Below are 26,933 nucleotides of genomic sequence, written 5' to 3'. Positions count from 1 at the left end.
GCCGAGACCCCGGGGCCGCACCCGCGCATCACGCCGGGGCGGGGCTGTGCCTCCCCGGCGTGATGCGCGGGTGCGGCCCCGGGGTCTCGGCGGTGCGGACCGACGGCAAAGTCTCAGCGGTGCGGTACGACGGCCAGGGGGCAGGCGGAGCGGTGCAGCACCGTGTGGGCGACCCGGCCGAGGTGCGGGGTGCGCTGGTCGGCGCGGCGGCGGGCTCCCACGACCAGCAGCCCGGCGTCCTGCGCGGCGGCCGTCAGCACCCGGCGGGCGGGGCCCTCCTCCGTACGGCCGTACACCTTCAGCTCGGGCGGCAGTTCCGCAAGCACCGCCTCCAGTGCCTCGACCGCGCGCGTCTCCTCGGCCCGGTCGGGTTCGGTCCCGGACAAGGGGTGCCCCAGCAGCACGTACGCCGGCCGCTTCCAGGCCCGTACGACCTCCAGCGGCACTCCGCGCAGCCGGGCCTCCTCGGCGGCGAACCGTACGACGGCTCCCTCCTCGGCGCCCCCGCCGAGGCCGACGACGACACGCTCGTCGGCCGGTACGGGCGGTTCGGGGCCGGCGTCGTGGCCGTGCACCAGGACGACGGCGCAGTCGGCCCGCCCCGCCACGGTCAGGCTGACCGAGCCGAGCACCCTCTCGGCGGCAGCGCCGCGTCCCGAGACGCCGAGGACGAGGAGGGCGGCGTTCCTGCCCTCCCGCACGAGGAGCTCCTCGGCCGCGTCGGGCGCGACGTCGGCCGTCACCTCCAGTCCGGGCCTGCGCAGCCGGGCGCGCCGCACGGCGGCGTCCACGATGTCGTCGGCGCCGACCACGGCCGGCGGGCCGCCCAGGTCCACGGCGAGGGCGGGGCCCTCGTAGTACGCCCACCGCGAGCCGTACAGCACTTTCAGCGGCAGGCCGCGCAGCGCGGCCTCGTCGGCCGCCCAGTCGGTGGCCGTCAGGCTCGGCCCGGAACCGTCCACTCCGACGATGACGGGAAGTTCCATCGTCCTCACCTTCCGGTCTGCCAGGGTGCGGAGCCGGTTCGGGGACCCGCGTGCCGGCCGGCTGCGGATCCGCCAGGTGCGCGTCCTGTGCTGGTTCTCTCCTTTCAGCCTCATGGCGGCGCCGGGCCGCCCACAGGGGCCGCACGTCCTGAACGGGGCCCGACCGGCCCATGGTGGGCCGGGGCTCCCGGCGCGACGGTGGAGGCAGAAGGACGGCACCGGTACCGGGAGGGTCGCCGGCCCCCGCCGGACGCCCGGTCCGGACGCCCGCTCAGGACGGCCGGCGGGCCGCGCGTGTGCCGGGTCCGTCCGCTCCCCGTCGCAGCGGAGGCCGACGATGAACACCCATGTGACCGAAGGTGGTTCGGGCGGCGGCCCGGCCGCCGTGCCCGGCACCGCGCACACCGTGCGGGACGTGATGACGCATGCGGTGGTCACCGTCTCGCCGGACACCGCGTTCAAGGACATCGTGCGGAGCCTGCACGAGGGCCGGGTGAGCGCCCTGCCCGTGGTCGACGGTTCCGGGCGGGTGATCGGTGTGGTGTCCGAGGCGGACCTGCTGCCGAAGGAGGAGTTCCACGACGCGGACCCCGACCGCCGCACCCAGGCGCGCCGGCTGGCCGATCTGGCCAAGGCGGGATCGGTCAGCGCGCGGGACCTGATGACCTCGCCCGCCCTCACCGTCGCGCCCGAAGCGCCGCTCGCGCGGGCGGCGCGCACCATGGCCCGGGGTCGTGTCAAGCGTCTTCCCGTGGTCGACGGCGACGGCAGGCCGGTGGGCATCGTGAGCCGCGCCGACCTGCTGAAGGTCTTCCTGCGCGACGACGCCGAGATCGCCGGTCGGATACGGCGCGAGGTCGTCGCCTTCCTGTTCCCGGGGGCGGAGTCCGATGTCGCGGTCGACGTCACCGACGGTGTGGTGCGGCTGCGCGGCCGGATCCGCGACCGTTCGCTGGTCCCGGTGGCCGCGCGTCTGGCACGGGCCGTGGAGGGCGTGGTCGACGTACGCTTCGAGCTGGATCCGCCCGTCGACGACGCTTCCTGACGGCCGGGAGCGTCCCCCGTGGTGAGCCGCCCTGCGAAGGGTGGCTCACCACGGGCTGATCCGGGGGCCGGCCCGCCCCCTCGTCCCCGCCGTCGTGTGCGTGAAGCGCCGGTCATGCCGTGTGGGGAGCTCTCCCCTCATCCCGTACGTGGCGCGCTCCGCCGTCCCGTACGCGGCGCGCTCCGCTCGACCGCGAGGATCTCCCGCCCCGTCACGAGTTCCGGCCGTATCCGCACGAACGCCTCCCGCGGCGAGGGCACCCAGGAGCGAGGTCCGGCCGCGCGCAGTCGGCGCACTTCGTCGGGGTCGGTGACGACGGAGGCGCCGCCGGTGACGATGACGCTCCACCCGGTGCGGCGCACGGCGTCGACGTGGTCCGCCTCGAACGCGACCACGGCCCCCTCGACGGCGCGGACGAGTTCGGACGCGGCGGAGGTGCGCAGCAGCACGGTGCCGTCGGGCTCCAGCCGGAACGTCACGGGAAGGACCGCGGGCAGCGCCTGCCGTGTGAAGACGACCCGGCCGATGGGCGCCTCGGCGAGCAGCCGCAGGCTTTCGTCTCGGTCCAGCTCGCGGAATCCGTCATTGCGATACATAACTCGTCCTCCGGCCACGGCGGTGGCGCCGTTCCTCCACGCCGACGGGCCCGGGCCGGTGCCGGCGCGGGGCGCGGCGCCCGGTGGCGCCGGACGACGGGTCTGTTCCTCACGTGTGGTTCACCGCGCGATCCTGCGCCCGGTGATGCCGTCGGGGTCGATGCGCATCCACGTGGTGCGGGGGCCTCCCGCCCACGGGTTGCTGTACGCCCGTGCGGTGAGCGTCCGTTGCTCGTCGGGGTCGGTGACGGTGCGGGCCGTGCCCTGCACCAGGACGCTCCACCCGACGCCGAAGGCGTCGTCGATGCGGTCGACCTCGAAGGCCACCCGTCGGCCCGCGGCGCGGCCCGGCGCGGTCGCGGGGTCGGTGCGGAAGACGACGGCGCCGTCGACGACGCTGTAGTTGACGGGGACGGCGAGGATCTCGTCGGTGAGCGGGGCGACGAGCCGGCCCACTCCGTGCGTGCCGAGGAGGCGCCGGCACTCGTCGGGGCCGAGGGCGACGAGCCGGGCGTCGCGCAGGGCGCTGCCCGGTCCGGGCGCTGTCTCCGTGGTGCCGCCGGCGAGTTCGCTGACCGTGGTCCGCAGGGCGCCGGCCAGTCTGAGCAGGGCGCCGGCGGAGGGCGCGGCACCCGGGTGCTCCTCCAGGTGCCGCAGATAGCTCGGGGCCATGCCCGCGCGGATCGCCGTCTCCTTGCGGGTCAGTCCCAGCTGTGCCCGGCGCCGTGCGATACGGCGTCCCAGGTCGCCCACGGGTGTCTCGTGCGGCGTCGGCGTGGCCTGCCCGGTCATGACGCCCCTTCCCGCTGTGCCGGTACCTCTTCGTGCTGCTGCCGGGCGAGGACCACTTTGAGCGCGCCGGTGTCGGCCGAGCGGCCGAACACGTCGTACGCCTGTTCCATGTGGTCCAGCGGGAACGTGTGCGTGACGAGTTGCGGCGTGGGCAGCCGGCCCGCGGCGGCCATGCGCAGCAGGGTGGGGGTGGAGTGGGTGTCGACCAGGCCCGTGGTGATGGTGAGGTTCTTGATCCACAGGTCTTCGAGGTGCAGGGTGGCCGGCCTGCCGTGCACGCCGACGTTGGCGACGTGGCCGCCGGGGCGGACCATGCGGGTGCACAGTTCGAAGGTCTCGGGCAGGCCGACGGCCTCGACGACCACGTCGGCGCCGAGTCCGTCGGTGAGGTCGGCGATCAGCTGTTCGGGGGCCTCGGCGGAGTCCGCGACGGCGTCGGCGCCGAGCCGGCGTGCGGCGTCGCGCCGGGAGGCGGCCGGGTCGACGGCGAGGATGCGTTCGGGGCTGAGGAGGCGGGCGGTGGCGATGGCGGCGAGCCCGATGGGCCCGGCTCCCACGACAGCGACGGTGTCGCCGGGGCGTACCCGGCCGTTGAGGACGCCGACCTCGTAGGCGGTGGGGAAGATGTCGGCCAGCAGGACGGCGTCCCGGTCGCCCAGCGCGGCGGGCAGCGGGTGCACCGACAGGTCGGCGTGGGAGACGCGGACGTACTCGGACTGTGTGCCGTCGATGAGGTGGCCGAGGATCCAGCCTCCGCCGCCGCGGCACTGGCCGTACATCGCCTCGCGGCAGTAGGCGCACCGGCCGCAGGCCGTGATGCAGGAGATCAGCACCCGGTCGCCGGGGCGTACGGTCCGTACGTCGGCGCCGGTCTCCACGATCTCGCCGACCGCCTCGTGTCCGAGGACGGTGCCGGGGCGGACCTCGGGGACGTCGCCCTTGAGGATGTGCAGATCGGTTCCGCAGATGGTGACAGCGTCGACCCGGACGATCGCGTCGGTCGGCTCCTTGACGGCCGGATCCGGCACGTCCTCCCAGGAGGCGCGGCCCGGGCCGTGGAACACATAGCCCTTCATGATGATCCTTCCCTGGAGTCCGGCGCGGGGCGTCGGGACCGGCCCCGCACTCTCAGCTTGTGCGGGGCCGCGGCTGCCGGGCTTGGGCCGATCGGCCCCGGCCGGGCGCCGACCGGGGCCGATCCGGGTGTCGGTTCCGGTGGCCGTACGAAAAGCCGTACGGCCGTTCGCTCCGGCGTCCGTACCGAAGCCCGGACGCCCGTTCCTTCCGGCGTCCGTACCGAAGCCCGCACGCCCGTTCGTTCCGGCGTCCGGGTCGCCGGGTCGCCGGGTCCCGCCGCGAGCCGGGGAAGGATCTCGCGTCTACCGGTTGACCGAGCGCATGCCCGCCTCGTCGTACCGCTCCCCCGCCGCCTCGGGCATCTCGGCGTCGATACGGGCCAGGTCGTCCTCGGTGAGGGTGATGTCCACGGCGGCGGCGTTCTGCTCCAGGTAGGTGCGGCGCTTGGTGCCGGGGATCGGCACGAGGTTCTCGCCGCGGGCCAGGACCCAGGCGATGGCGAGCTGGGCGGGCGTGACGTCCTTCTCGGCGGCGATCTGCTTGACCTTGGCGGCCAGCCGCAGGTTGGCGGCCAGGTTCTCGTCCTGGAAGCGCGGGTTCTGGCGGCGCCAGTCGTCGATGTCCAGGTCCTCCGGCGAGGTGAACCGGCCGGCCAGGAAGCCGCGGCCGAGGGGCGAGTACGGCACGAAGCCGATGCCGAGTTCGCGGCAGGTGGGCAGCACCTCGGCCTCCACGTCCCGGGTCCACAGCGAGTACTCGCTCTGCACGGCGGTGATCGGGTGCACGGCGTGCGCGCGCCGGATGGTCTGCGCGCTCGCCTCGCTGAGGCCGATGTGGCGCACCTTGCCCTCGGCGACGAGTTCGCCGAGCGCGCCGACGGTCTCCTCGATGGGGACCTTGGGGTCGACGCGGTGCTGGTAGTAGAGGTCGATGTGGTCGGTGCCGAGACGCTGCAAGGAGCCGTGTACGGAGCTGCGGACGTGCTCGGCGGAGCCGTCCTGGGGTCCGACGGTGGTGATGTCGCCGGGTACGGCGTCGTCCATCCGGTAGTTGAACTTGGTGGCGATGACGTAGTCGTCGCGGTGTCCGCGGATGGCGTCGCCGACCAGGGACTCATTGGTCAGCGGTCCGTACATCTGTGCGGTGTCGAGGAAGGTCACCCCCAGTTCGCGGGCGCGTCGGACGGTCGCGATGGACTCCTCCCGGTCGGCGGATCCGTAGAACGCGGACATGCCCATGCAGCCGAGGCCGATGGCCGATACTTCGAGGTCCCGCAGGCTGCGCTTCCTCATGCGGAGTCCCACCTTTCGTGTGTCGCTCGTGGTCACCGCGCGGACGACGGCGCCGGACCTCATCCATCCAGCAACGGATCGCGCGGTCCGGCATCTCGTGGGCCCGCCGGGCGGCGCCCGGGCCGGTGCACGGAGGCGTGTCCGGGGCGCGGTGTCGGCGACGCTACGACTTGGAGTGCGCTTCAGCGCAAGCGGCGGTGCTCCGGCCGCTGCCGGCGTCGGCCGCTGCGGGGTCCGTCCCGTCGACGTACTCGACGGTCTGCATCATGCCGAGGTCCTCGTGGAGGAGCTGGTGGCAGTGGGCGATGGTGCGTCCGGTGAAGTCCTCGTACTTGACGAGGAACGTGACCGACTCCCCGGGTCTGCCGCCGGAGAGGGCGATGGTGTCGTGCCAGACGGGCGGGTCGAGGCGCACGCCGTTGCGGTGGGTGAGGAGGACCGGGTTGGTGTGCAGATGGAAGGGGTGGCTGTGCGCGGGGACGGTCTCGTCGGTGCGGACGGTCCAGCGTTCCACGGTGCCCAGGCGCAGGGTGTGGTTGACGTACGCGGGGTCGTACAGGCCGTAGGCGGTGTCGTGCACGGGGTCGCCGTCGGGGTCGGCGGCGGGGGTGGCGCCGGTGCCGAGGATGCGGAAGGCGGCGGGGAACGGGGCGGTGAACGCGCGCGGGTCGGCGTGGAAGACCACCTCGCGGTCCGCCTCGGGGCCGGCGACCTCGTTCTCGTCGAGGAAGGGCCGGCCCTGCGGCAGGGTGGCGGGCAGCGGCATCGGCGGGTCGATCGGCTCGCCGACGACCTTGACGGTCATCAGCGGTACGGGGATGCCGTTGGAGCGCAGTTCGTACGTGCCGGGGGCCTCCGCGCGGACGAGCACGTCGGCGCGGTTGCCCATGGCGAGGTCGAGCGTGGTGAGGGTGACGGGTGCGGCGAAGGTGATGCCGTCCTGCGCGATCTGGTGCAGGGGCAGGCTGTCGTCGGGCCCGGTGAGCCGGAGCCGCAGGGCGCTGAAGGCGGTCGCGGCGACGAGCCGCCAGCGCTGCACCTGGCCGGGGCGCATCCGGAGCGTGGGGTTGACCGTGCCGTTGACGGTGAAGACGGAAGCGACGCCGTTGAGCCAGTCGCTGGAGGTGAAGGAGGGCACCTTGCCGTTCTTGGTCTTCAGTTCGTTGACGCACACGACGATGTCGTCGGCGGCGCGGATCTCGGGGACCTCGTCGACGTCGCCCTCGACGACGATGACCCCGGCCATGCCGCCGGCGATCTGCTCGGCGAGGGCGCCGTGCAGGTGGGGGTGGTACCAGTAGGTGCCCGCCGGGTGGTCGGGCGGTACGTCGATGACGCTCACGTAGCGCGGTTCGGGCGCGCCTGCGTCGGCTTCCTCGGCGGTGCGCGGCGTGAAGGCGCGCAGTACGTTGTCGGCGAGGCCGGACGGCGAGACGTGCAGGCCGTGGGTGTGCACGTTGAAGCTGTTGGGGTGGTGCGGGACGTTGTGGCCGCCGGTGTGGGGAGGGTTGGGCGGCAGGCCGTTGACGTGGGTCAGGCGCAGGGTGTCGCCGGGTCGCAGGCGCAGGGTCGGGCCGGGGAGCGTCCCGTTGTAGGCGCGTGTGGTGAAGGTGCCGTGGCCCGGGACGGAGACGTCCGTCCAGCGGACGTCGAGCGTCTGTTCCAGCAGGGCTCTGGCCCGGCCGGGCAGGCGTCGTGCCGTGGTGACCGCGGGCTGCGGGAAGGGCATCGGTGCGGCTGCGGCGGGCCGGTGTCCCAGCAGTCCGCCGGTCATCGCCGCGAGTCCCGCGACGGGGAGTGCCTTGACGAGCGAGCGGCGGCTGATTCCTGGATCTTCTCCCATACGGGGCAATATAGACAGAAAGATCAAAGCACCCGTCGATGTCGTGCCGTGGCGAGGTGTGACGCATCGTCAGGAGGGACGCGGGAGTCGCGCTCCGGGTCCTCGAGGGCCGCGTCCGGGTCCTCGAGGGCCGCGACCGACGGCAGTGCGGCCCGGTCGCGTCATCGTGCGGTGCGGGCGGCGATGCCGTCGAGGAGAACGAGCGGGAGACATCCGAGCGTGCCGGAGCGGCGGCGCGGATGCCGGCGGAGATGCACGCCCTGCTGTCGTCGCCGGACGCCGCCCGCCGGCCGCTCGCGTCCTTCCGGAGCGGCGCGGACCGAGGTGTACGGCGGCCGGGGCGGGGCTCATTCGGGCACGGCGCATCTCCAGGACGTGCAGGCCGAGCGAGCGGCAGCGGGCCAGGAGCCCGTACAGCTGGGCCTCGTCCACGACGGGCCCGTACAGGACCGTCTGCCCGGACATCACGACGTGGCCCAGCTCGGGGAAGGCCTTGGCCATCGTGTCCGACAGGTTCCCCTCGACGCGGATCTCGTAGCGCACGGATCAGTCCTCCCACGGCCTGCCGGGACCGGCGCACAGCGCCCTTGCCTGCGATGCTGCGTCAGCGGGCGGGGCCGGGCCTCACCCCGCCGAGGTGACCCGGCGCCGTCCCGCCCCGCCGACGGTCGGAGCTTCACGAACAGCTTCACGGAGATGATCAGCAGGCGGAGCAGCAGATTGACCACGGCGGTCAGAACGAGCATGCGGCCCGAGGCGCCCGCCCGCCGAGCCGCCGCCAGGGACCAGGCGACCGGCCCGGTCGACGCCACGCCGAGCGCGAACCACAGGGTGCCGGACACATCGAGCCCCGGCAGCGGGCTCACCGCCACCGCCACGGCGGGCGGCACGGCCGCCTTGACGATCGGCCGCTCCTCCCGGCACACGTGCAGGACGGTACGACGGTCCAGCAAGTGCTCCGCCACACGCTCCCCGAACGGCCGGGCGTGGACATGCGCGAAGAAGAACGCCACCCCGCTCAGCAGCACCGCCACCACCTGCACACGCGGGAAGGAGCCCCCCGTGTCCGCGCCGATGAGCACGGTGGCGGCCGGCAGGAGGCCGTGGACGCCGCCGGTGCGGTCGGCGTGCGAGCGCCGCTCCCTGCGGCGGCTGCGGAGGGCGGCGACGGCGGGGTCCACCATGGCGCCGCGTTTCCGGGGGCGTGACGTCGAGCACGCCGCCCGTCCCGTCCCGGCCGACACGCGGGCCGCTGCGCCTCACCCCCGGCGGGCGATGCGGGGTCCGGCCGTCACAGGATGCCCAGCCGGCGGGCCTGGCGTACGGCGTCCGTGCGCCGGTTCACCGCGAGCTTGCGGTGGAGGTTCTTCACATGCGTCTTCACCGTGTTCACCGACACGAACAGGTCGGCGGCGATCTCCTCGGTGGACATCATCCCCGCGAGCCGCAGCAGCACATCGTGCTCGCGCTCGCTCAGCGGTTCGACGAGCACGGCCACGGGGCGCTGCTCCCCGCCGGGCGCCGCGTCCCCCGGTGCGAGCCATCCGGCGGCCAGCTCCCGCAGCGGCGGCCGGACCAGCAGGGGCACGATCCAGGCACCGGCCTCCCGGAACGGCCGACGCAGCCGGTCGCGGCGCCCGGCCAGCAGCGCGTCGGCGAGCAGCCGGCGCGCGGTGGGCTCGTCGCCCGCGGCGTACGCGACCTGGGCCCGCACCAGCGTGGCGCGGACGCGCACGGCGGGGCCGAGGTGCTGGGCGCCGGGCATCGCGTCGAGCACGCCGAGGGCCGTCGCCGGATCGCCGGCCGCGAGGTGGGCCCGTGCCGTGCCGACCGCGCACGCCGGCTGCACGGCGCACAGGCTCCTCAGCACCTCCGCGGCGGCCTCCGGGCGGCCCTCGGCCAGATGGGCGCCCGCGGCGACGAGCGCGATGTGCCCCTGCACCCAGGGCGAGGCGGTGTCCGCCGGCATGTCGGTGGCCGCGGCTGCCAGCGCGGCCCGGGCCCGGCCCTGGGCCAGCAGCAGCCGGGCCGTCACCAGCGACCTGCCCGCCGCCGTCACCGGGTCGGGCGCCCCGCAGCCGTGCGTCCGGTCGAGGAGAGCGCGGGCCTGTTCCAGTTCGTCGCGTTCGACGGCCACCGCCGCGAGGACGACTTCGCCCAGGCCGGAGTCGGCGTGCTCCGGCAGGGCGAACCGCTCGGACTCCGCGCGTGCGGCCGACACGTGGCGCTGCGCCTTGCCGGGCCAGCCGTCGAGGTAGTCGATGAGCGCGAGATGCACCAGGGACTCCTGCCGGGGCACCGCGGTCGGTGCTCCGCTGCTGTCTCCGGTCACCTCGGTCAGGGCGGCGCGCGCCTCCTGCATCCGCCCAGCCCACAGGCGGGCCGAGCCGACGTGGGTGAGCAGCAGGGCGGAAAGTTCCGGGTGCCGGTCGAGCAGATGTCCGGGGACCTCCCGCTGGAGTTCCCGGGCGGTGCGGGCCGCTTGTTCGGCGCCGCTCAGGGAGCCGGACAGGCGGGCCGCCAGGGCCTCCAGCATCGCGCAGCTCAGCCGCGCCGCGGGAACGTCCTCGTCACGGGCGGCCAGGTGTTCCTCGGCGTGCCGCAGACGGGTGAGGCCCCGGTCGACGTCGTGACGCGCGAGGTCGCAGGCCGCCTGCACGAGGTCGGTCTCGAGTGTGCCGGCGGGTTCCATGCCGGCGAGCAACCCGGCCCAGTCGTCGCAGCACAGGCCGGTGAACAGCTGACCGATGGCCAGGTCGTCGACGAGGGCGCGGGCGACGAACTCCCAGTCGCCGGCGGCGGCACCGTGACTGACCATCTCCGGCAGCGCTCCCGATCCACGCAGCCAGTGCGCGGCCCGCCGGTGCAGTTCCGGTTCCAGGCCGGGGCAGCGCTCCCGCAGATGGACGCGGAGGATCTCCCGGAACAGGGGGTGCAGCCGGTACCAGGAGTGGCCGAGGTCCTCGACGAAGGCGTTCGCGTGGTGCAGGCCGGCGAGGACGGTCGCGGCGTCGGTCCGGCCGGTCAGGGCGTCGGCGAGGTCGGCGCAGAACCGTTCCAGGACGCTGACCCGCAGCAGCAGGTCCTGTGTGGGGGCGGGCTGCCGCTGGAGCACCTCCGCCAGCAGGAAGTCGGCGACGGCACTGTGCCCGGCCTCGAACTCCTTCAGGAACCGTTCCGGGTCCGGGCTCTGTCCCGCGGCCAGCGCGCACAGGCGCAGGCCAGCGGCCCACCCGCGGGTGCGCTCGACCAGGTCGTCCACGACCGCGCCCGGCACGTGCAGGCCGTGCAGCACCAGCAGCTCGGCCGCCTCGGCGGAGGTGAAGGCCAGATCGGCGTCGCGGATCTCCGTGAGCTCACCGGCCGCGCGGTAGCGGTGCAGCGGCAGCGGCGGTTCCGTACGGGTGACGAGCACCAGGTGCACGCCCGGCGCCGCGTGCCGCAGCACGAACGCCAGCTGTTCGGAGACCTCGGGCGCGGCCTTGTCGTACTCGTCGATGACGAGCGTCACGCCCGCGCCGTGCCCGCTGAGGGCGGACGCGAGCCGGTTGAGCAGGGCGCGATCGGCAAGGCGGCCGTCGGTGGGGAAGCCGATGTCGCCGGGCAGCGGCACCGGCGCGGTCCGGAGTGCCTTGATGACGTGGGCCCAGAACATGCCGGGCCGGCCGACTCCCGAATCCACCGTCAGCCAGGCGACCGGCCGGTCCAGGCCGGCCGCCCAGTCGGCGACCAGCAGGGTCTTGCCGGCGCCTGCTGCGCCCTCCACCAGCGTCAGCGGTGCCGCCGCGTCCCGGAGCCGGCCGGCCAGCCGCCCGCGGTGCAGAAAGGTCACCGGTCTGGCGGGCAGGGCGAAACGGGTACGCAGGAAGGGATCACCCAGTGGATCGACGTCCCGTGCGGCGGGATGCCGCGGGATCTCGTCGTCAGCTGCCACAGCTCTCACCACCCAGGGGTCGCAGTGGCCGGCCCGCGCTACTTCTCCATCACACCCTGGCATCCCGGCTACCCGCCACCCAGGGGCCGAACGGCCCTCGCCCCCGCCCGGCGGTCCCGCGCCCGCCCGAGGGCACGGCGGTCTCCCTGAGGAGCCGTACGGACACGGCGGCCCCGCGCGCGCATCGGGTGCCGCGGGGCGCTCCGGGCGCGGTGGGCGGCGCTCGAGGGTGCGCGTGCCCCGCCGCGGAGCACAGCGGGGCGTGGCCCGAGGGCCCTCACCCGCCGTGGGTGATGCCGCCGCGCCGGGCCGGATCCCACGCTGAGGGCGTGCCGGCCGCCCCGGCACCGTGCCGCACGCACGTCCGCGAGCCGGAGGACCACCGTGAACGAGTACCCGCCCATCGCCGACCACGGCATGATCGGCGACCTCCAGACAGCCGCGCTGATCTCCTCGGCCGGAGACATCGACTGGTGGTGCACGCCCCGCTTCGACGCGCCGAGCGTGTTCGCCTCGCTGCTGGACAGCGAGCGCGGCGGGCACTGCCGGCTCGCCGCGGACCTGCCGTCAGGTGCGACGGTGCGGCAGCTGTATCTGTCGGACACGGCGGTCCTGGTGACCCGGTTCATGGGTCCGGACGGGGTCGGCGAGGTCGCCGACTTCATGGTTCCGCTGGACTCGGCGCGGCCACAGGGCCGGCACCGCGTGGTGCGCATCGCGCGCGTCGTACGCGGCGCCCTGCCGTTCGTCCTGGTGTGCCGGCCGCGGTTCGACTACGGGCGCGGTGCGCACCGGCTGACACCGGCGGACGACCGCACGGCGGTGTTCCGCGGCCCGGGCACCGACCTGTACGTGCAGTCCACGACCGGTGTCCGGTTGCGGCCGGAGGGCGACGACGTCGTGTCTCGTTTCACGCTGACGGCCGGGCAGGCGGCGGCGGTCGTGCTGACCAGCACGCCGGGCGGCGATCCCGTCCCCGCGCGTCCCTCGCTGGAGGGCGTCATCGGCGAACTGGAGGCGTGCTGCGCGTTCTGGTTCTCCTGGCTGGACGCGTGCACCTACCGGGGCCGCTGGCAGGACATGGTGAACCGTTCAGCGATCACCCTGAAGCTGCTCACGTACGCGCCGACCGGCGCGCCGATCGCCGCCGCCACCATGGGGCTGCCCGAGCAGATCGGCGGTGAGCGCAACTGGGACTACCGCTACACCTGGGTCCGCGACGGCTCGCTTTCCGTGCGGGCGCTGATCGACCTCGGGTTCGTGGAGGAGGCGCAGGCCTTCCGGCACTGGCTGCGCGACCGTGTCGAGGCCCGCGGCAACGCGAACGGCGACCCGCTGCAGATCATGTACCGCGTGGACGGGGACCCTCACCTCTCCGAGGAGGTGCTGGACCATCTGGAGGGCTACCGGGGCTCCCGTCCGGTGCGGGCCGGCAACGCGGCGGCGGACCAGTTGCAGCTGGACATCTACGGCGAGGCGGCGGACGCGCTGCTCGTCGGCGGGGACTTCGGCGCCATCCGCGGCTGGGGGATTCTCACGGAGGTGCTGGACTGGCTCGCGGAGAATTGGGACCGGCCCGACGAGGGCATCTGGGAGACACGCGGTGGGCGGCAGAACTTCACCTACAGCCGGCTCATGACGTGGGTGGCGTTCGACCGGGCCGTGAAGGCCGCGCGGAAGTTCTCCCGGCCGGGCGACACCGCCGCCTGGACACGGGTGCGGGACGCGGTGTTCCAGCAGATCATCGAGCGCGGCTGGCACCCGGAACGGCAGGCCTTCGTGCAGCACTACGACACGGAGGTGCTGGACGCCTCGCTGCTGCTGATGCCGAAGGTGGGGTTCCTGTCGCCGCACGACCCGGACTGGCTGAGCACGCTCGACGCGATGGACGCCGAACTGGTCAGCGACAGCCTGGTCTACCGGTACGACCCCGCGGCCTCCCCCGACGGACTGCGCGGTTCGGAGGGCACGTTCAACCTGTGCAGCTTCTTCTACGTGGAGGCACTGGCCCGCAGCGGCAGGCTCGTCCAGGCCCGGTACGCCTTCGACAAGATGCTGACGTACGCCAACCATGTCGGCCTGTTCGCCGAGGAGATCGGCCCGTCGGGTGAGCAACTCGGCAATTTCCCGCAGGCGTTCACCCATCTGGCGCTGGTCACGGCGGCCATGGCGCTGGACGAGGAGCTGGCCCGTGCCGGCGGCACGGCGCGCCTGGACCGGTGGCGCCGTCCGGTGGGTCCCGTCCTGACCGTGCCGGACGAGAGCACCGAGGAGGACCCCGGCCGCGACTGACCCGCGGGGGCGGGCCGGGCGCCGCGCGGAGGGTGCCGGTCAGCCGCGGGCACGCCTGGTGCGCCGCGAGACGTCCTCGCGGACCGACTCCCAGTGGGAGCGGGTCTGCCGCACCAGGTTCTCCCACTCCTGCCGCACCTCGTGCTCCGACGGCCGCCGGCCCTGTCCGATCCGGGTCAGTTCGTCCGCGATCTCGCGGCCCAGCGCGGCGGAGGCGACGAGCACGAGCATCGCCGCGAACAGGGCCGACAGCAGCGCGAAGACACCGCCGACGACGCCGTAGCGGTCGGCGTACGAGTTGAACAGACGCGGCAGGTACAGGGCCGCGCCCCAGGAGTACACCGCGGTGAGCGCGGCGCCGATGACGCCGAAGGGGATCAGATCGCGCCACTCGATCCGCCTCGCCGACAGCACCCGCCCGCTCCAGGTGAAGAAGCCGACCGCGACGACGGCCTCGCAGGGCAAAGCGACAAGGCCGGCCGCCCAGCCGCCGAGCGCGGCGGTGATCCAGCCGCTGATCAGTGCGTACGCGCCCAGTCCGAGGATCCAGTAGAGGCCGTTGCGCGAGTTGCGGACGCTGAGCGGTCTCAGTTCCCAGGTCTGTTCGAAGAGGCGTTGCGCGGCCCGGGCGAAGCTGAGCACGGAGATCGTCAGGAACAGCAGCCCGAACACGCCGGTGGTCGCGGTGTCGTGGGGGGCGGGCGAGAACAGGAAGGTGACGGCCTGGGCGCCGGCACCGCTGAGGTCGTAGCGGTGGATGATCCGCTCGGCGGGGTCGATGTGCACGAGGCTGCCGAGGACGGCGCCTGCGACCAGGGCGAGCGGGATCAGCGCCGTGAACGCGCTGGAGGCCAGTGCCATGGAGCGGTCGAAGCCGACGATGCTCTGGAAGCGGTTCAGCACGCGCAGCGCGAAGGCGGGACGCAGCCAGAACGTCAGTGTCCTGCGCAGACGTTCGCGATCACGGCCGGCCGTCGTTCTGCCCTCCTCGGCGCGCGGGCACGGGGAACGGGCCGAGCGTAGCCGCCGCGCGGTCCGGGCCGGGCGCGGCGCGAGGTGTGTTCAGCCGACCGGCCCCGTGCGGCCCGTGTCGCACCGGCCGCCGGGACCGCTCACAGGGTCCGGGCCCGGACGCGGCCGGTGGCGGCGGCCACGGCCAGCGCGTCGGCGTCCCGCTCGTTCCGGTCGGCGTAGGCCTGCGCGAACGCCGCCAGCGCGCTGTCGAAGCGGTCGCTGCCGCCGAGGTAGGCGGCGATCGCCACCGGGTCGCCGGAGCGGGCGTGGGCCCGGGCGAGGCTCGCCCCGCACAGCTGGGCGAACAGGCGCATCAGGTCCGGGTCCATGGTGTCGGGGCGGGCGATGCCCTTCCAGTCCCACAGCTGGCGTACGTAGAAGTCACGGCCGACGCCGTCGAGGCCCGTGGCGTGCGTCCAGCCGAGGAAGATGTCGCTGGTGGTCTGGATCAGTCGCTGTCCGCTGACCACACGGCGTCCCTGGTTGTCGTACCGCACTCCCGGCGTGTACGCGGCGAGCACCGACTCCTGGGCCTCCTTGGCCTGCAACAGCAGCGGATCGTGGTCGCCCTTGCCGAGCAGGAGCAGGATCCAGCAGCGGGTGCCGACGCTGCCGACGCCGACGACCTTGCGGGCCATGTCGACCAGCCGGTAGCGGCGCAGCAGGAACCGGCGTTCGGAGGACAGGGTGCGCGCGTACCCCTCCACGACACCGCGGAGTTCTTTCTCCTGGCGGTCGTCGGACGGGTCGTCGAGGAGGTCCCGCAGCGGCGTGACGAGGGGCGGGTCGGGGGCGATGCGGCGGCCCTCGGCGGTGACCCGGGTGAGTTCGGCGAAGGCCCGCATATGGGTGCGGGTGCGGGCTTTCGCGGTCGCGGCGGCGGTGCGGCGCCGGACCTCCTTGCTGACCGAGGAGGCGAGCAGTGCCCTCATCCGGTCGACGTCGTCCTGGGCGTACCAGACGTCGAGGGTGGGCATCTTCGCGAACTCCCGCATACGGGTGCGGTAGGCGCGGACGCAGTCGCGGACGCAGTCGTCCTGTTCGGCGGTGTCGAACCCGTTGTGACGGCCGGAGATCGCGAAGGAGGCGGCGAGCCGTTTGACGTCCCATTCGAAGGGGCCGGGGAAGGTCTCGTCGAAGTCGTTGATGTCGAAGACGAGGTGCCGTTCGGGTGAGGCCAGCATCCGGAAGTTCAGCAGGTGGGCGTCTCCGCACAGTTGCACCAGCAGGCCGGTGCTGGGCAGGCGGCCGAGGTCCATCGCCATGAGGGAGGCGGCGCCCCGGTAGAAACGGAACGGGGATTCCAGCATGCGGCCGTAGCGGACGGGGACCAGTTCCGGGACCCGGGTGGCGGACTGGCGTTCCAGTACCGCGACGGGGTCGGGCCGCTCGCCGTCCGCCTCGAACCAGCCGTGGCAGGAGCGGGGGGCGCGTCTGCGGGCGTCACGGCCGAGCGCAGCGCGTTCGGGCGGGGTCAGGGCGGCGGCCGTGGGCGGCTCGCCGAGCTGTGTCGTCATGGGCGTTCCTTCTGCTCGTCCGGTCCGCCGCGCGCACCCTCGGCACGGCGGTCGCGGCCGGTGCGCGTGCCGTGGTCCGGGGTCCGCGGTCTCCGTACGGAACAGCCCACCGTGGCGGCGGCCTGCCCGGATCACCCGTGAGGGGTGACCCGGCGGACGGGGGTGGCGCTGCACGCTGGCCGGGCGACGGCGGCGCGACAACCCCGGACCCGCCGCCCGTGGCGGTCCGGTGCCGGACCGCGTCCTGCGAGGAGGAGCCATGATCGTTTCCCGTGGCCCGGCACCGACCAGCAGGTCCGAGCCGTACCGCCACCACTCCCGGGGCAGCGGGGGCGGAGGCGGGGCGGCGTCCGCGCAGGGACCGGCGGAGATGTCCTCCACGGACGGACCGGCCGAACCGTACGACCCGGCCGAACCGTACGGACGAGGGGAGACGGACGGGCCGCTGGAGGCGGGCGGGACCGCCGGGGCCGGGCCGGAGGAGCGGCTGGCCCGGCTCGGCGGTTCCTGGACGTGGCTGCTGGGCTCCGCGGTGGGGACGCTGGTCCCCGGTGTCCTGGTCCTGGTGTGGCCGGACGGGACGCTGCACGTACTGGCCGTGCTGATCGGCCTGTACCTGCTGGTGACGGGCGGTTTCCGTTTCGTCGCCGCGTTCGCGCGGGAGCACGGCGACCGGCACACGGGCCTGTTCGTGGCCGTGCTGTACATCCTGGCCGGGGTGCTGTGTCTGCGGCATCCGTTGCAGACGATCGCCGCGCTCTCGCTGATCACGGGCGCGGTCTGGCTGGTGACGGGCCTGCTGACGGGGTGGGCCGCGCTGGCCGCCAAGGGCATGCCGCACCGCGGTTTCGTCCTCGGTGTCTCGGCGCTGGGGGTGGTGGCCGGCGTGATCGTGCTGGCGCTGCCGTCGGAGTCCGCGGTGGCGCTGACGCGGCTGCTCGGCCTGTGGCTGGTGCTGCTCGGGGTCGCCGAACTCGTACTGGCGCTGGTGTGGCGGTCGGCCGTGGGCCGGGCCCGCTCCGGTGCCGGGCCGCATCCGGCGCCGGTGTGAGGCCGGTCCGGCCGAGGAGGTCGCCATGTCCCCGCACGCGCACCCCGGCGGACCGGGGCCGGACCGTCCCGGCGGCAAGGTCCCGGACGCCGGCGGCGGTGTCGTCCTCGGCCCCGAGGAGCACGCCGACTACCGACGGCTGCGCCACGCCGCCGCCGTACGGCACCGTACGTCGCGCTCGATCGGCGCGTCCGTGCTGCTGCTCGTCGCACTGCTGCTGACACCGCCGGCGCTGGTCGCGGCCTGGGTGGACGACACGGTCACCGACACCGACCGCTATGTGAGGACGGTGGCGCCGCTGGCCGGGGAGCCGGCCGTGCAGCAGGTCGTCACCGACCGGCTGACCGCCCGTGTCGTGGCCGAGGTGGACGTCGAGTCGGTCGTCGCGGCGCTCAGCAAGTCGCTGGCGGACGCCGGGGCGCCGCCGACCGTGGTGGACCGGACGGGGGCCCTCGTCGGGCCGCTGCGGGGAGCGCTGACGAACGCCGTGCACGGCATCGTCCAGCGCGTGGTCAGCAGCGACACGTTCGAGCAGGCGTGGGTGGGCGCCAACCGGCGCGCCCACGCGGGCGTCGTGGGCATGCTCACCGGGGACGACAGCCGGGCCGTGCGGGCGCAGGGCGACACCGTCACCCTGGACCTCGGCACGGTCGTCGACCAGGTCAAGCAGCGGCTCGTCGACCAGGGGTTCGAGAAGGCCGCCGCCATCCCGGCGCCCGACCGGCGGATCACCCTGTTCCGGACCGACGAGCTGTCCAAGGCGCAGGACGCGATGCGGCTGCTGGACGTCATGGGCGCATGGCTGCCCGCGATCACTCTGGCCTTCGCGGCCCTCGCCGTGTGGGTCGCTCCGGCCCACCGCACGATGCTGCTGGTGACGGCGTGCGGCGTCGCCGTGATGACGGTGGTGCTGCTGGTCGGCCTGGCCGTCGTGCGGCGCGTCTACCTGGACTCCGTGCCGGCGACGGTCCTGCCGGCAAACGCCGCCGCGGTCGTGTACGACACCTTCGTCCGCTTCCTGCGCGACAGCACCCGCACGCTGCTGGTGCTCGCGGTGGTCACGGCGCTGGCCGCGTATCTGTACGGGCCGAGCCGGGTCGCGCGCGGTGTGCGCTCCCTGGCCGGGCGGGCGGCCGGCGCGGGCGGGCGCGCGCTGCGCGGCGCCGGTGCGGACACCGGGGCGGCGGGGCGCTGGCTGGACGGGCACCGCCCGGAGACCACGGGAGTCGTCCTCGGGCTCGGAGCGCTGGCCCTGCTGCTGTGGAACCGGCCCACGGTGGGCGCGGTCGCCCTCGTCGCCGGCCTGGTCGTCCTGGTTCTCGTCGTGCTGGCGGTGCTGGCCTCGGCCGCGGGCGGGAGGACGGGTGGGCCCGCGCCGCGGCCGGATGCGGCGGTGCCGTGACACGGGACCGGCGGGGGCGTGCGACGCGCGCGGTGAGCGGCACGGCCGAGCCACGGGGCGCGGCCGTGGGGCGGGCGGAGTCGGGGGCTCACCCGCGCGGGGTGAGGCCGCCCGTCCGGCGACTGTGCACGCTGAGACAAGCCCGAGACGGCGGAGGACCGACCGCCCGGAACAGCGAAGAGAGATGAGCACCCCATGGAACTCGCCTACGACTACCCGCTCCTCAGCATGTTCTGGACCATGCTCTGGTTCTTCCTGTGGATCATGTGGTTCGTGCTGCTCTTCCGGATCATCGGCGACATCTTCCGTGACGACGGACTGAGCGGCTGGGGCAAGACCGGCTGGCTGGTCTTCGTCGTCGTGCTGCCGTTCCTCGGCGTCTTCGTCTACGTGATCGCTCGCGGCAGGAGCATGGGCCATCGCGAGATCGCCCACGCCCGGGCGCAGCAGGCGCAGTTCGAGGACTACATCCGGCAGACCGCGGGCGACGGCGGCGTCCGGACGAGCGCCGACGAGATGGCGAAGCTGTCGGACATGCGGGCCCGCGGCGACATCACCGACGAGGAGTTCAGCCGTGCGAAGAACCTCGTCCTGAGCGGCAGCGCTCCTGCCGCGTCCGGCTCGACGAACGCGTCCGCCGCCCATTGAGCCCTCACCGGCCGCACCAGGAAGCGAGGCAACACGATGACCGCCACACATGCGCACGGTACGACGCATTCACCGAGATTCGCGTGGGCCGCGGGCCTGATGACGTTCGCCGCCGTCATGCTCTCCCTCGTCGGCCTGCTCGCCGTCTTCCGCGGCATCATGGCGATCGCCGAGGACGAGGTCTTCCTCACCACCCGCAACTACGTGTTCGAGTTCGATCTCACCGGCTGGGGCTGGGTCCATCTCGCCCTCGGTGTGGTGGCGGTGATCGTCAGCATCGGCCTGTTCCAGGCGGCGACCTGGGCGCGGGTGTTGGGTGTGGGCATCGCCGGGCTCGTCATCATCGCCAACTTCCTGTCGCTGCCGTACTACCCGGTGTGGTCCGTCATCATGATCACGATGTCCGGCTTCATCATCTGGGGCCTGTGCGTCGCCCGCAAGGAGGACTTCGGCGACCCGTTCGACACGATGCCGCCGGGCGACAGGTGACGTGAGAACGCCGGGCGGGCGCCGCGGCGGGCGGCGACGGTGACGGCACCGCCCGCCGCCCGTACGGCCGAGGAGGCTGTGGTACGGGATCTCGAATTCGCCCAGCGGCGCACGCCGGCACGGGCTCAGGCCGCCGACCGGTCGGAGGCGGTGGCGGCGGCGCTGCGGCGCGGGGGGAGCCGGAGTTCGGCCCGGCACGCTCACGGTGCGCGTCCCCGACGAAGTTCGCGCCGACGTCGAGGTCGAGCTGGAGGACGGCGAGGTCGAGCCGGGGATCGAGCTGTCGTGGCCCACAGGGCGGGCGACGGAGCGGGCGTCGGGGGCCGGCCACTGATCCGCCGCTGCCGGTCCGGGGCGCGCCTGCGTGGGGGGCGGCTCAGGAGGCGGTCGTGTTCTCGGGGTCGCGGTCGGAGAGCGGCCAGACGTAGGGCAGGTCGTCGGGGACGCCGGGGAAGCGGGCCGCGTACAGGTCGGGGGCCTTGCGGACGAGGGCCGAGCGGTGGCTGCGGTGGAAGGCGGGGTCACCCAGCCACGGCGGCAGCTCTCCGGCCTCGGCGAGTTCCGGCTGGTCGCGCACGGGCCGGCCCGGGTGGTGCGCGGCGAATCCGGCGACCATGGAGGCGGCGCAGCTGTCCTGGTGTCCCTGGTCGCGCCAGACGCGGCACACTTCGAGGCCGTACCGTACGAGGGCCTCCTCGTACCCGGTCCACATGCGTACGGCGGGGTGCCGGCGCCAGCCGTAGCCGGGCACGGTCAGTCCGCGCAGCACCTGGAGTGCCTCGACGCGCTGTTTGCCGAGGCGGCGTCGGTCGAGGTCGAGGGCCGAGCGGTGGAAGTCGGGGTGGGTCAGGAAGGTCTGCATGCCGGGGGGTGCCGTTCGTGTCGGGGGTGTCCGGGCGGGCCGCGCGGCCGGCCGGGGCCGGTCGGGGCCGGTCGGGGGGCCGGTCACTCCTCGTCGGTCGCCGGTGGTCCGGCGGCGTGGCCGGGCCGGCCGCGGGTGCGGCGCTGTTCCTTCAGTTCCGCCTCGTACAGATGGCGCCGCCCCTGGGCCAGTTCCCGGGTGCAGGTGGCCTCGAGTTCCCGGAACGGGCCGTAGTACGTGTCGTCGTAGCGTTCGACGATCTGGAACGTCCAGTGGCCGGGGATGACGTTGCGGCCGATGATCTCCGAGCGGATCTTCTCGGCCCACTCGGGGTGCCCCGCCTCCTCCAGCAGGTCGGCGGCGCGCTCCAGTTGGAAGTCGGCGGTGCCGGTCATCTGGTGGAAGTCGTAGAGACGGCCTCGGGCCCGTTCGGTGGTCTCCAGGGCCTTGGAGAGCGCGCCGAGGGCTTCGACGGTGGTGTCGTCGACTCCGTCGGGGCGGCGGTGCTGCCGGTCGGGGCCGTCGGGGTGCTCCTGCATGGTGCTCCTTCGGGTGGGTCGTGGGCCGGTGTCGTGCGGGTCGGCCGTGTCCGGTTCCGCTGCGCTGTCAGCGTCGGTCGCCCGCGCGGTTCCTGCCCGCGAGGACGCGTTGCAGGGCCGCCCGGCCCGGCGGGCGGTTGCGGCGCAGGGCGGCGCGGGCGGCGTTGGCGCCGGGGGCGCCGTGCACTCCCCCGCCGGGGTGGGCGCCGGCGGAGGCCAGGTAGAGGCCGGGGACGGGGGTCTCGGGGCGCCCGCTGCCGGGCAGGGGGCGGAAGACGAGCTGCTGGTGGAGGGCGGCGGTGCCGCCGTTGATGGCGCCCGCCCGGAGGTTGCGGTCGAGGTCCTGGAGGGTCGGCGGGGCCAGGACACGCCGGGCGCGGATCAGGGCGCGGAAGCCGGGGGCGAAGCGCTCCACCTGGCGTTCGACCCGGTCGGCCATGCGTTCCCGGTCGTCGGTGTCCCACCGGCCGGTGATGCCTTCGCCGGCGGCGTCGCCGCGGACGTCGTGGGGGACGTGGGTGTAGGCCCACGCGGACTCGGTGCCGTCCGGGGAGCGGCTCGCGTCGGCGGTGGTCATCTGCCCGAACAGCAGGAACGGCCGGTCGGGCACGCGCCCGGCGGCGAGCTGTGCGGCGAACCGGGTGAGTTCGTCGACGCCGTCGGCGAGATGGACGGTGCCGGCGCGCCGTGCCTGCTCCGCCTGCCAGGGCACCGGGCCGGTGAGCGCCCAGTCCACCTTGAAGGTGGCGAAGTCCCACTGGAAGCGTTTCAGGTCGGTGAGCAGCTGCGGCGGCAGATGCTCGGGCGGGACGAGTTCGCCGTACAGCGCGGGCACCGTCACGTCGGCCAGGACGGCCCGGCGTGCGGCCACCGGCTCGCCGTCGGCGGTGCGCACGCCGACGGCACGTCCGCCGCGTACGACGATCCTGTCGACGCGCTGTCCGCAGCGCAGGCGTCCGCCGCGTGCGCGCAGCCGGCCGACGAGTGCGCCGGTGAGGGCTCCGGCGCCGCCGACGGGCACGGGGAAGCCGTACGTCTGGCCGAGCATCGCCATCAGCCAGCCGTAGCCGCCGCTGCCGGCCGCCTCGGGGGCGAGGTCGGCGTGCAGGGCGTTGCCGGCCAGCAGCAGCCGCCCGCCCGCGCCGCGGAACTCCTCCTCGCCCAGCCGGCGCACGGGCAGGACGAGCGAGCGTGCCGTGCGCAGACCGCCCGCCGCGCGCAGCCGCAGCGCCAGGCGGGTCCCGGCGCGCACCGGCGGGAACGGCGTGAACAGGGCGTCGAGGATGTCGGTGCGCAGGCGCTGCCACAGGTCGTGGAGCTGCCGCCAGGCGGCCCCGTCGCCGGGTGCGAAGGCGTCCACGGAGGCGGCGGTGGTGTCGAGGTCGCGGTCGAGGACCGCGCAGGTGCCGTCGGTGAGGGGGTGGGCGACCACGCCGGGGGCGTGGCTCCAGCGCAGCCCGTGCTCCTCCAGCCGCAGCCCGGTCACGACGGGCGACGCCGCGGCCAGGGGGTAGAAGGAGCTGCACAGGTCGTGCACGTAGCCGGGGTGCACGCCGCTGTCGTGGCGCACGGCCCCGCCGGGTTCCGGCTGCTCCTCCAGGACCTCCACGCTCCACCCGGCGTCCGCGAGCAGGTTCGCCGCCACCAGGCCGTTGGGTCCGGCGCCGATGACGACGGCGTCAGGCATGCCCGCTCCCCGCGCGGCCGGCGGAGGCTCCGGCGGTGCGGGCGGCCGGGCCGGGGCCGGGGTCGTCGCGGCTCTCGCACAGGCGGGCGAGGCGGGCGAGCATGGCGCGGTGGCGGAGCTGGATGAGCACTTCGAAGCCCGCGTTGTGCAGGAAGCCGCCGGCGCCGCGCAGGGGGTGCTCGTCCACGACGACCAGGGTGTGCTCGCCCCACGGTTTCACCTCGATCGCGATACGCGCGGTGCCGAGGGGCCCGGCGTGGGCCTCCAGTTCCAGACTCACGCCTTCCTCGCAGCGGCGTACGACCGTCTCGTTGGACAGCCGGACCGGGCCGATCGGCACCGCGTAGCGGATCGCCGCGTCCTTGTGCGGCCACCGGCCGCGCACCGGTTGCGCGGCGGACGGTCCCACGACCCACTCGGGGTACTTCACTCCGTCGGCCAGGACGTCCCAGACGACCTCGGGCCGGGTTCTGATCAGGCGATGGCGGACGGCCACGAGCGCCTCCGTACGACGGTGGGGAGTGCCGGCCCTCTCGGCCGGCGGTTGCCGGGTGCCCCGCGGGCGCCGGTTCCAACCGCGGCGGCCGTGGCGGTTCACATGGTCGCGCCGATCCAGCCGGCCGCGTCGAGGCGGAACGCGCCGGGGGCGACGACGGCCGCGAGGCCGTCCTCCAGGGCGTCCAGCCGTTCCTCGCCCAGTACGGCGGCCCAGTCGGCGCGCAGCCGGTCGAACACGGCGGCGGAGCGGGCCAGGACGTCGACGCCGCGTGCGGTCAGGCGGACCAGTTTGCGGCGGGCGTCGGCGGGGTCGTCGGTGCGTTCGGCGTACCCCAGGGACACGAGGCGGTCGACGGTCTTGCCCGCCGCCTGCTTGGAGATGCCGAGGCGGCGGGCGATGTCGCTGGCGGCGCTTCCGTCCGGGCCGATCGCCTGGAGGGCGAAGCCGTGCGCGGGGCGGACGTCGGGGTGTCCCTGCCGGGCGAGTTCGGCGTGCAGCGCGTCGATGAGGGTGCGGAAGCCGGCGAAGAGGAGCAGCGGCAGTTCGTACCCGGCGCGCGGCCGGCCGGAGTGCACGCCCGCTCCCCCGGGCTCCTGCGCCGCACCTTCCCGAGATCGGTCAACCTGGTTTACCATCTGATCGTCAACCATATTGACGATGCTAGGAGGAACCGTGTTTCCCGCGCACACGCCGGAGAGCGCCCCTCAGGAGTCCCGCCCGGCGATGCGCCGGGTCGCCGGCACGCTCGGCGGGGCGATCCCCGACGCCGTGGCCCGGCTCGCCACCTCGCCCGATCTGCTCAACGGCTTCCTGTCGGCGAGCGCGAGCTTCGAACGCTCCACGCTCGACCCGGTCGCGCGGGAGGTCGTCATCATGACGGTGGCCGTCCGCAACCGGTGCCATGTGTGCGTCGCGATGCACACGGGCAAGCTCCGCGGGCTCGGCGCCGCGCCCGATCTGATCAGGGCCCTGCGTGAGGACCGTGCGCCGGACGACGCGCGCCTCGCCGCGATCCGGACGTTCACCCTGGAGGTCCTCGCCTCCGCCGGAGCGGTGGACGACGACCGCCTCACGGCCTTCCTCGGCCACGGCTACACCGAGCGCAACGCCCTGGAGGTCGTCCTGGGCATCGGCACGTACACGATGTCGACCTTCGCCAACCGCATGGTCGGGGCCGCCTGACGGCGACGTACGGCCGCGCGAGGGGCGGGTGGGCAAGGCACCCGCCCGGTCCGGCGGGTGCCTCGGTGCTCAGGCCGTGTGGAGGCGCAGGCCGTAGCGGTCGAGGATCTCGTTCACGGGCTGGAACCAGGTCTCGCCGCCGGAGGAGCAGTTGCCCCAGCCGCCCGAGGTGACGCCCTGCGCCTGGTCTCCGGAGATGAAGGAGCCGCCGGAGTCGCCGGGTTCGGCGCACACGCTCGTCCTGGTGAGCTGGTGGACGGCGCCCTGGCTGTAGTTCACCGTCTCGTTCTTCGCGAGGACGGTCCCGCAGTGCCAGTGCGTGGTGGAGCCCGAGCGGCAGATCGACGCGCCGACCGGCGCCTCGCCGGAGCCGCGCACGAGCTGGTCCGGGACGGTGCCCCAGCCGAGGACGACCGGCACGGTCCACCAGCCGCTGCCCACGCTCACCCAGGCGTAGTCGTTGTCGGGGAAGGACGAGCCCTGGAACCAGCCGATCGGGGTATGGTCCCAGCCGCTGACCGCCGCGCCGGGCTGCCCGCAGTGCCCCGCGGTGACGAAGCCGCCCTCGACGGAGAAGCCTATGGAGCAGCGGACGTTGCCGGTGTAGTAGGGATCGCCGCCGACCGTCCCGGCGGCGAAGGTGGTCGGGGCCGAGGCGACCTCGCGGACCTGTACGGGACCGGCCTCGAGCGCCTTCCGCACGAACCGGCTGACATCGTTGTCCCCTCGCCGGGACGCGACGACGTCGACGACCACCCGGTTCGCCTTCGGGTCCACACGCCAGGCGGCGACACCGTCGGGGGCCGCAGCCGCGTCGAGACGCTTCTTCACCGCGTCGAGCCGCGAGGCGGAGTACTGGGCCCGGGTGACGTCGGCACCGGCCGCGCGCAGCTTCCCGGCGAGGGAGGTGTCGGTGACGGCGACGGTCAGCCTTCCGGTACGGCCGTCGAACCAGCTGCCCGCGTAGGCCTGGCCGGCGATGGTTCTGGCCCGGCGGTCGGCATCGGCCGCGGCGCGCTCCTGGGACAGCCGTCGCTCGGCCTGGTCCGCCGTCAGATGCAGGTCGCGCTGCATGGCCTGGACGAGCCCGGGCGACATCTCCGGGGTGGCGGAGCTTGCGGCCGGGGCGGCCTGGGCCGTGGGGACGAGGGCCGCGGCGCTCGCTCCCAGGGCGAGGAGCAGGGCGGCGGCGCCGCGTGAACGGGTGTGACGCATGGGAGGGCTTCCTTCCGTTCGGTGGGGGACACGTCGGCCGCTGACGGCAGACGGACGGACGGTGAGAGCGCTCTCAACCTCAGCCAGGAAGGTACTGCCACGCAGGCCAACTGGTCCATACCTGAAGCGGATCCGACCCGCGGGAACTCATGTGAACCCCAACCGGACGCATCCGGGAGCATCTTGACGAACCATCAGGAGCGGTGGCCCGCGCGGCGGGCCACCGCTCCTGTTCGCGGCGGGTCTCAGCAGCCGATGGGCGAGGAGCCGACGGCCACGTCGTCGAACCACAGGGTGTCGTCACCCGTCCCGTAGCTCTCCCAGCCCAGACGGAGCGCGGTCGGCCGGGGCGGGGTGGTGCGGGCCAGCCACTGCTGGTCGATGTCCTGGGTGGGGACGCCGTCGGCATGCAGGCCGGGGATCTGCTCGTCGCCGAGCCAGGTGTCCAGGTTCGGCGCGCTGGTGTCGATGGCGAACCGCAGGCACTGCCAGCTGCCCGTCGGCAGCGGCCGGCTCTGGGCCACTCCGGCGGGGCTCTGGGCGGGCAGGGTCGCGTCGTCGGTCTCCCGGTTCCACTGGAGGGCGCTGTTCTGTCCGCCGACGCGCAGGCTGCGGCCGGCCTGCGAGGAGTCGGGCATGGAGACGAAGGTGACGTGGGCGGCGGGGAGGGCGGTGGTGTGCCGTACCCACATGCGTACGTACATCACCGGGCCGACGGTGGACAGGTCGGACGCGGCCTCGACGAAGGCGTGGTTGCAGTAGCCCGCCTTGCCGTCGACGCGCAGCGACTTGCCTCCGCTGTGCGCCACCGCAGCGTCGACGACGGCCGTTCCGGCGCCCTGGCAGTCGGGCGCGGTGAACCGCCAGTCGCCGGACGGGGTGGTGCCGGTCTGGTCCTCGAAATCGGAGCAGAAGACGGCGCTGCCGCAGTCCGCGCTCGGCGGCGGGGTCGTGGTGCTGTCTCTTATCCC

At 74.2% G+C, this 26,933-nt stretch carries 23 protein-coding genes and 3 pseudogenes; 8 read left to right on the top strand and 18 right to left on the bottom strand.

The features are described 5' to 3' along the window. Nucleotides 1-113: 113 nt before the first annotated feature. The gene (locus tag MTQ10_RS09075) at nucleotides 114-986 is read right to left on the bottom strand and encodes a universal stress protein (RefSeq protein ID WP_247464357.1); all 873 of its coding nucleotides are present in this window, start codon (nucleotides 984-986) and stop codon (nucleotides 114-116) included. A gap of 385 nt (nucleotides 987-1,371) precedes the next feature. Here MTQ10_RS09075 and MTQ10_RS09070 point away from each other — a divergent pair, with 385 nt between their 5' ends. Further along, a complete protein-coding gene (locus MTQ10_RS09070) occupies nucleotides 1,372-2,031 on the top strand; it encodes a CBS domain-containing protein (protein WP_247464360.1) in 660 nt (219 codons plus the stop codon). Between the two features lie 137 nt (nucleotides 2,032-2,168). Here MTQ10_RS09070 and MTQ10_RS09065 read toward each other — a convergent pair whose 3' ends face one another. The 8 genes and pseudogenes from MTQ10_RS09065 to MTQ10_RS09030 form a co-directional block, all read right to left on the bottom strand. Further along, nucleotides 2,169-2,627: a pyridoxamine 5'-phosphate oxidase family protein gene (locus MTQ10_RS09065; protein ID WP_247464355.1), complete on the bottom strand. Its 459-nt coding sequence runs from the start codon at nucleotides 2,625-2,627 to the stop codon at nucleotides 2,169-2,171. A 120-nt stretch (nucleotides 2,628-2,747) separates the two neighbouring features. After that, nucleotides 2,748-3,419: a helix-turn-helix domain-containing protein gene (locus MTQ10_RS09060; protein WP_247464353.1), complete on the bottom strand. Its 672-nt coding sequence runs from the start codon at nucleotides 3,417-3,419 to the stop codon at nucleotides 2,748-2,750. Further along, nucleotides 3,416-4,495 carry a zinc-dependent alcohol dehydrogenase family protein gene (locus tag MTQ10_RS09055; protein WP_247464351.1) on the bottom strand — a complete coding sequence of 360 codons (1,080 nt, stop codon included), beginning with the start codon at nucleotides 4,493-4,495 and terminating at the stop codon, nucleotides 3,416-3,418. Before MTQ10_RS09055 ends, MTQ10_RS09060 begins: the two co-directional genes overlap by 4 nt. Before the next feature lie 303 nt (nucleotides 4,496-4,798). Beyond that, nucleotides 4,799-5,788: an aldo/keto reductase gene (locus MTQ10_RS09050; protein WP_247464349.1), complete on the bottom strand. Its 990-nt coding sequence runs from the start codon at nucleotides 5,786-5,788 to the stop codon at nucleotides 4,799-4,801. Nucleotides 5,789-5,951: 163 nt separating this feature from the next. Then, entirely contained in the window at nucleotides 5,952-7,631 is a 1,680-nt protein-coding gene (locus MTQ10_RS09045; RefSeq protein WP_247464347.1) for a multicopper oxidase family protein, read from the bottom strand. Between the two features lie 357 nt (nucleotides 7,632-7,988). Further along, nucleotides 7,989-8,174 (bottom strand): annotated as a pseudogene (locus MTQ10_RS31455) (hypothetical protein); the annotation flags it as partial. Nucleotides 8,175-8,305: 131 nt separating this feature from the next. Next, nucleotides 8,306-8,815: pseudogene (locus tag MTQ10_RS09035) on the bottom strand (hypothetical protein); the annotation flags it as partial. Between the two features lie 107 nt (nucleotides 8,816-8,922). After that, complete coding sequence (locus MTQ10_RS09030; RefSeq protein ID WP_374117586.1) at nucleotides 8,923-11,628, bottom strand: LuxR C-terminal-related transcriptional regulator; 2,706 nt, start codon at nucleotides 11,626-11,628, stop codon at nucleotides 8,923-8,925. A gap of 321 nt (nucleotides 11,629-11,949) precedes the next feature. On the opposite strand from MTQ10_RS09030, the gene MTQ10_RS09025 reads away from it, so the two are divergent. Beyond that, on the top strand, nucleotides 11,950-13,857 hold the full coding sequence (locus MTQ10_RS09025; RefSeq protein ID WP_247464343.1) for a glycoside hydrolase family 15 protein: 1,908 nt from the start codon (nucleotides 11,950-11,952) through the stop codon (nucleotides 13,855-13,857). Between the two features lie 39 nt (nucleotides 13,858-13,896). Here the strand turns inward: MTQ10_RS09025 and MTQ10_RS09020 are convergent, their stop codons facing one another. Together MTQ10_RS09020 and MTQ10_RS09015 are read right to left on the bottom strand one after the other, a co-directional pair. Next, nucleotides 13,897-14,760, bottom strand: a complete 864-nt coding sequence (locus tag MTQ10_RS09020; protein ID WP_247464340.1) for a YhjD/YihY/BrkB family envelope integrity protein — start codon at nucleotides 14,758-14,760, stop codon at nucleotides 13,897-13,899. 209 nt (nucleotides 14,761-14,969) lie between these two features. Beyond that, nucleotides 14,970-16,388, bottom strand: coding sequence for a DUF2252 domain-containing protein (locus MTQ10_RS09015; RefSeq protein ID WP_247464337.1), 1,419 nt, complete (start codon nucleotides 16,386-16,388; stop codon nucleotides 14,970-14,972). A 370-nt stretch (nucleotides 16,389-16,758) separates the two neighbouring features. Between MTQ10_RS09015 and MTQ10_RS09010 the strand changes: the two genes are divergently transcribed. The 5 genes from MTQ10_RS09010 (at nucleotide 16,759) to MTQ10_RS31275 (ending at nucleotide 20,312) form a co-directional block, all read left to right on the top strand. Continuing rightward, nucleotides 16,759-17,439 carry an HdeD family acid-resistance protein gene (locus MTQ10_RS09010; protein WP_374117587.1) on the top strand — a complete coding sequence of 227 codons (681 nt, stop codon included), beginning with the start codon at nucleotides 16,759-16,761 and terminating at the stop codon, nucleotides 17,437-17,439. 25 nt (nucleotides 17,440-17,464) lie between these two features. Beyond that, nucleotides 17,465-18,841 (top strand): hypothetical protein, encoded by a 1,377-nt coding sequence (locus tag MTQ10_RS09005; protein WP_247464332.1) that lies wholly within the window; start codon nucleotides 17,465-17,467, stop codon nucleotides 18,839-18,841. A 195-nt stretch (nucleotides 18,842-19,036) separates the two neighbouring features. Continuing rightward, on the top strand, nucleotides 19,037-19,489 hold the full coding sequence (locus tag MTQ10_RS09000; protein WP_247464329.1) for an SHOCT domain-containing protein: 453 nt from the start codon (nucleotides 19,037-19,039) through the stop codon (nucleotides 19,487-19,489). A gap of 36 nt (nucleotides 19,490-19,525) precedes the next feature. Further along, a complete protein-coding gene (locus tag MTQ10_RS08995; RefSeq protein ID WP_247464327.1) occupies nucleotides 19,526-19,978 on the top strand; it encodes a DUF7144 family membrane protein in 453 nt (150 codons plus the stop codon). A 205-nt stretch (nucleotides 19,979-20,183) separates the two neighbouring features. Continuing rightward, on the top strand, nucleotides 20,184-20,312 hold the full coding sequence (locus tag MTQ10_RS31275) for a hypothetical protein (RefSeq protein WP_282611962.1): 129 nt from the start codon (nucleotides 20,184-20,186) through the stop codon (nucleotides 20,310-20,312). A gap of 42 nt (nucleotides 20,313-20,354) precedes the next feature. Here the strand turns inward: MTQ10_RS31275 and MTQ10_RS08990 are convergent, their stop codons facing one another. The 5 genes from MTQ10_RS08990 to MTQ10_RS08970 form a co-directional block, all read right to left on the bottom strand. After that, a complete protein-coding gene (locus MTQ10_RS08990; protein ID WP_247464325.1) occupies nucleotides 20,355-20,840 on the bottom strand; it encodes an MSMEG_6728 family protein in 486 nt (161 codons plus the stop codon). An 83-nt stretch (nucleotides 20,841-20,923) separates the two neighbouring features. Then, nucleotides 20,924-21,379 carry a hypothetical protein gene (locus MTQ10_RS08985; protein ID WP_247464323.1) on the bottom strand — a complete coding sequence of 152 codons (456 nt, stop codon included), beginning with the start codon at nucleotides 21,377-21,379 and terminating at the stop codon, nucleotides 20,924-20,926. A gap of 67 nt (nucleotides 21,380-21,446) precedes the next feature. Then, the gene (locus MTQ10_RS08980) at nucleotides 21,447-23,066 is read right to left on the bottom strand and encodes a phytoene desaturase family protein (protein WP_247464320.1); all 1,620 of its coding nucleotides are present in this window, start codon (nucleotides 23,064-23,066) and stop codon (nucleotides 21,447-21,449) included. Beyond that, nucleotides 23,059-23,562, bottom strand: a complete 504-nt coding sequence (locus tag MTQ10_RS08975; protein WP_247464319.1) for an SRPBCC family protein — start codon at nucleotides 23,560-23,562, stop codon at nucleotides 23,059-23,061. The genes MTQ10_RS08980 and MTQ10_RS08975 overlap by 8 nt, the downstream gene beginning before the upstream one ends. A gap of 98 nt (nucleotides 23,563-23,660) precedes the next feature. Further along, a complete protein-coding gene (locus MTQ10_RS08970; protein ID WP_247464316.1) occupies nucleotides 23,661-24,215 on the bottom strand; it encodes a MarR family winged helix-turn-helix transcriptional regulator in 555 nt (184 codons plus the stop codon). A 7-nt stretch (nucleotides 24,216-24,222) separates the two neighbouring features. On the opposite strand from MTQ10_RS08970, the gene MTQ10_RS08965 reads away from it, so the two are divergent. Beyond that, nucleotides 24,223-24,747: a carboxymuconolactone decarboxylase family protein gene (locus tag MTQ10_RS08965; protein ID WP_247464313.1), complete on the top strand. Its 525-nt coding sequence runs from the start codon at nucleotides 24,223-24,225 to the stop codon at nucleotides 24,745-24,747. A gap of 69 nt (nucleotides 24,748-24,816) precedes the next feature. Here MTQ10_RS08965 and MTQ10_RS08960 read toward each other — a convergent pair whose 3' ends face one another. Further along, the gene (locus MTQ10_RS08960; RefSeq protein ID WP_247464311.1) at nucleotides 24,817-25,962 is read right to left on the bottom strand and encodes a S1 family peptidase; all 1,146 of its coding nucleotides are present in this window, start codon (nucleotides 25,960-25,962) and stop codon (nucleotides 24,817-24,819) included. A gap of 245 nt (nucleotides 25,963-26,207) precedes the next feature. Then, nucleotides 26,208-26,933, bottom strand: a pseudogene (locus MTQ10_RS08955) (cellulose-binding protein); the annotation flags it as partial.

This window comes from Streptomyces sp. XM83C (genome assembly GCF_023072675.1).
Lineage (GTDB): Bacteria > Actinomycetota > Actinomycetes > Streptomycetales > Streptomycetaceae > Streptomyces > Streptomyces thermocoprophilus.
Note: the sequence above shows the minus strand (reverse complement) of the source record. Positions and strands in the feature narration are given on the sequence as shown.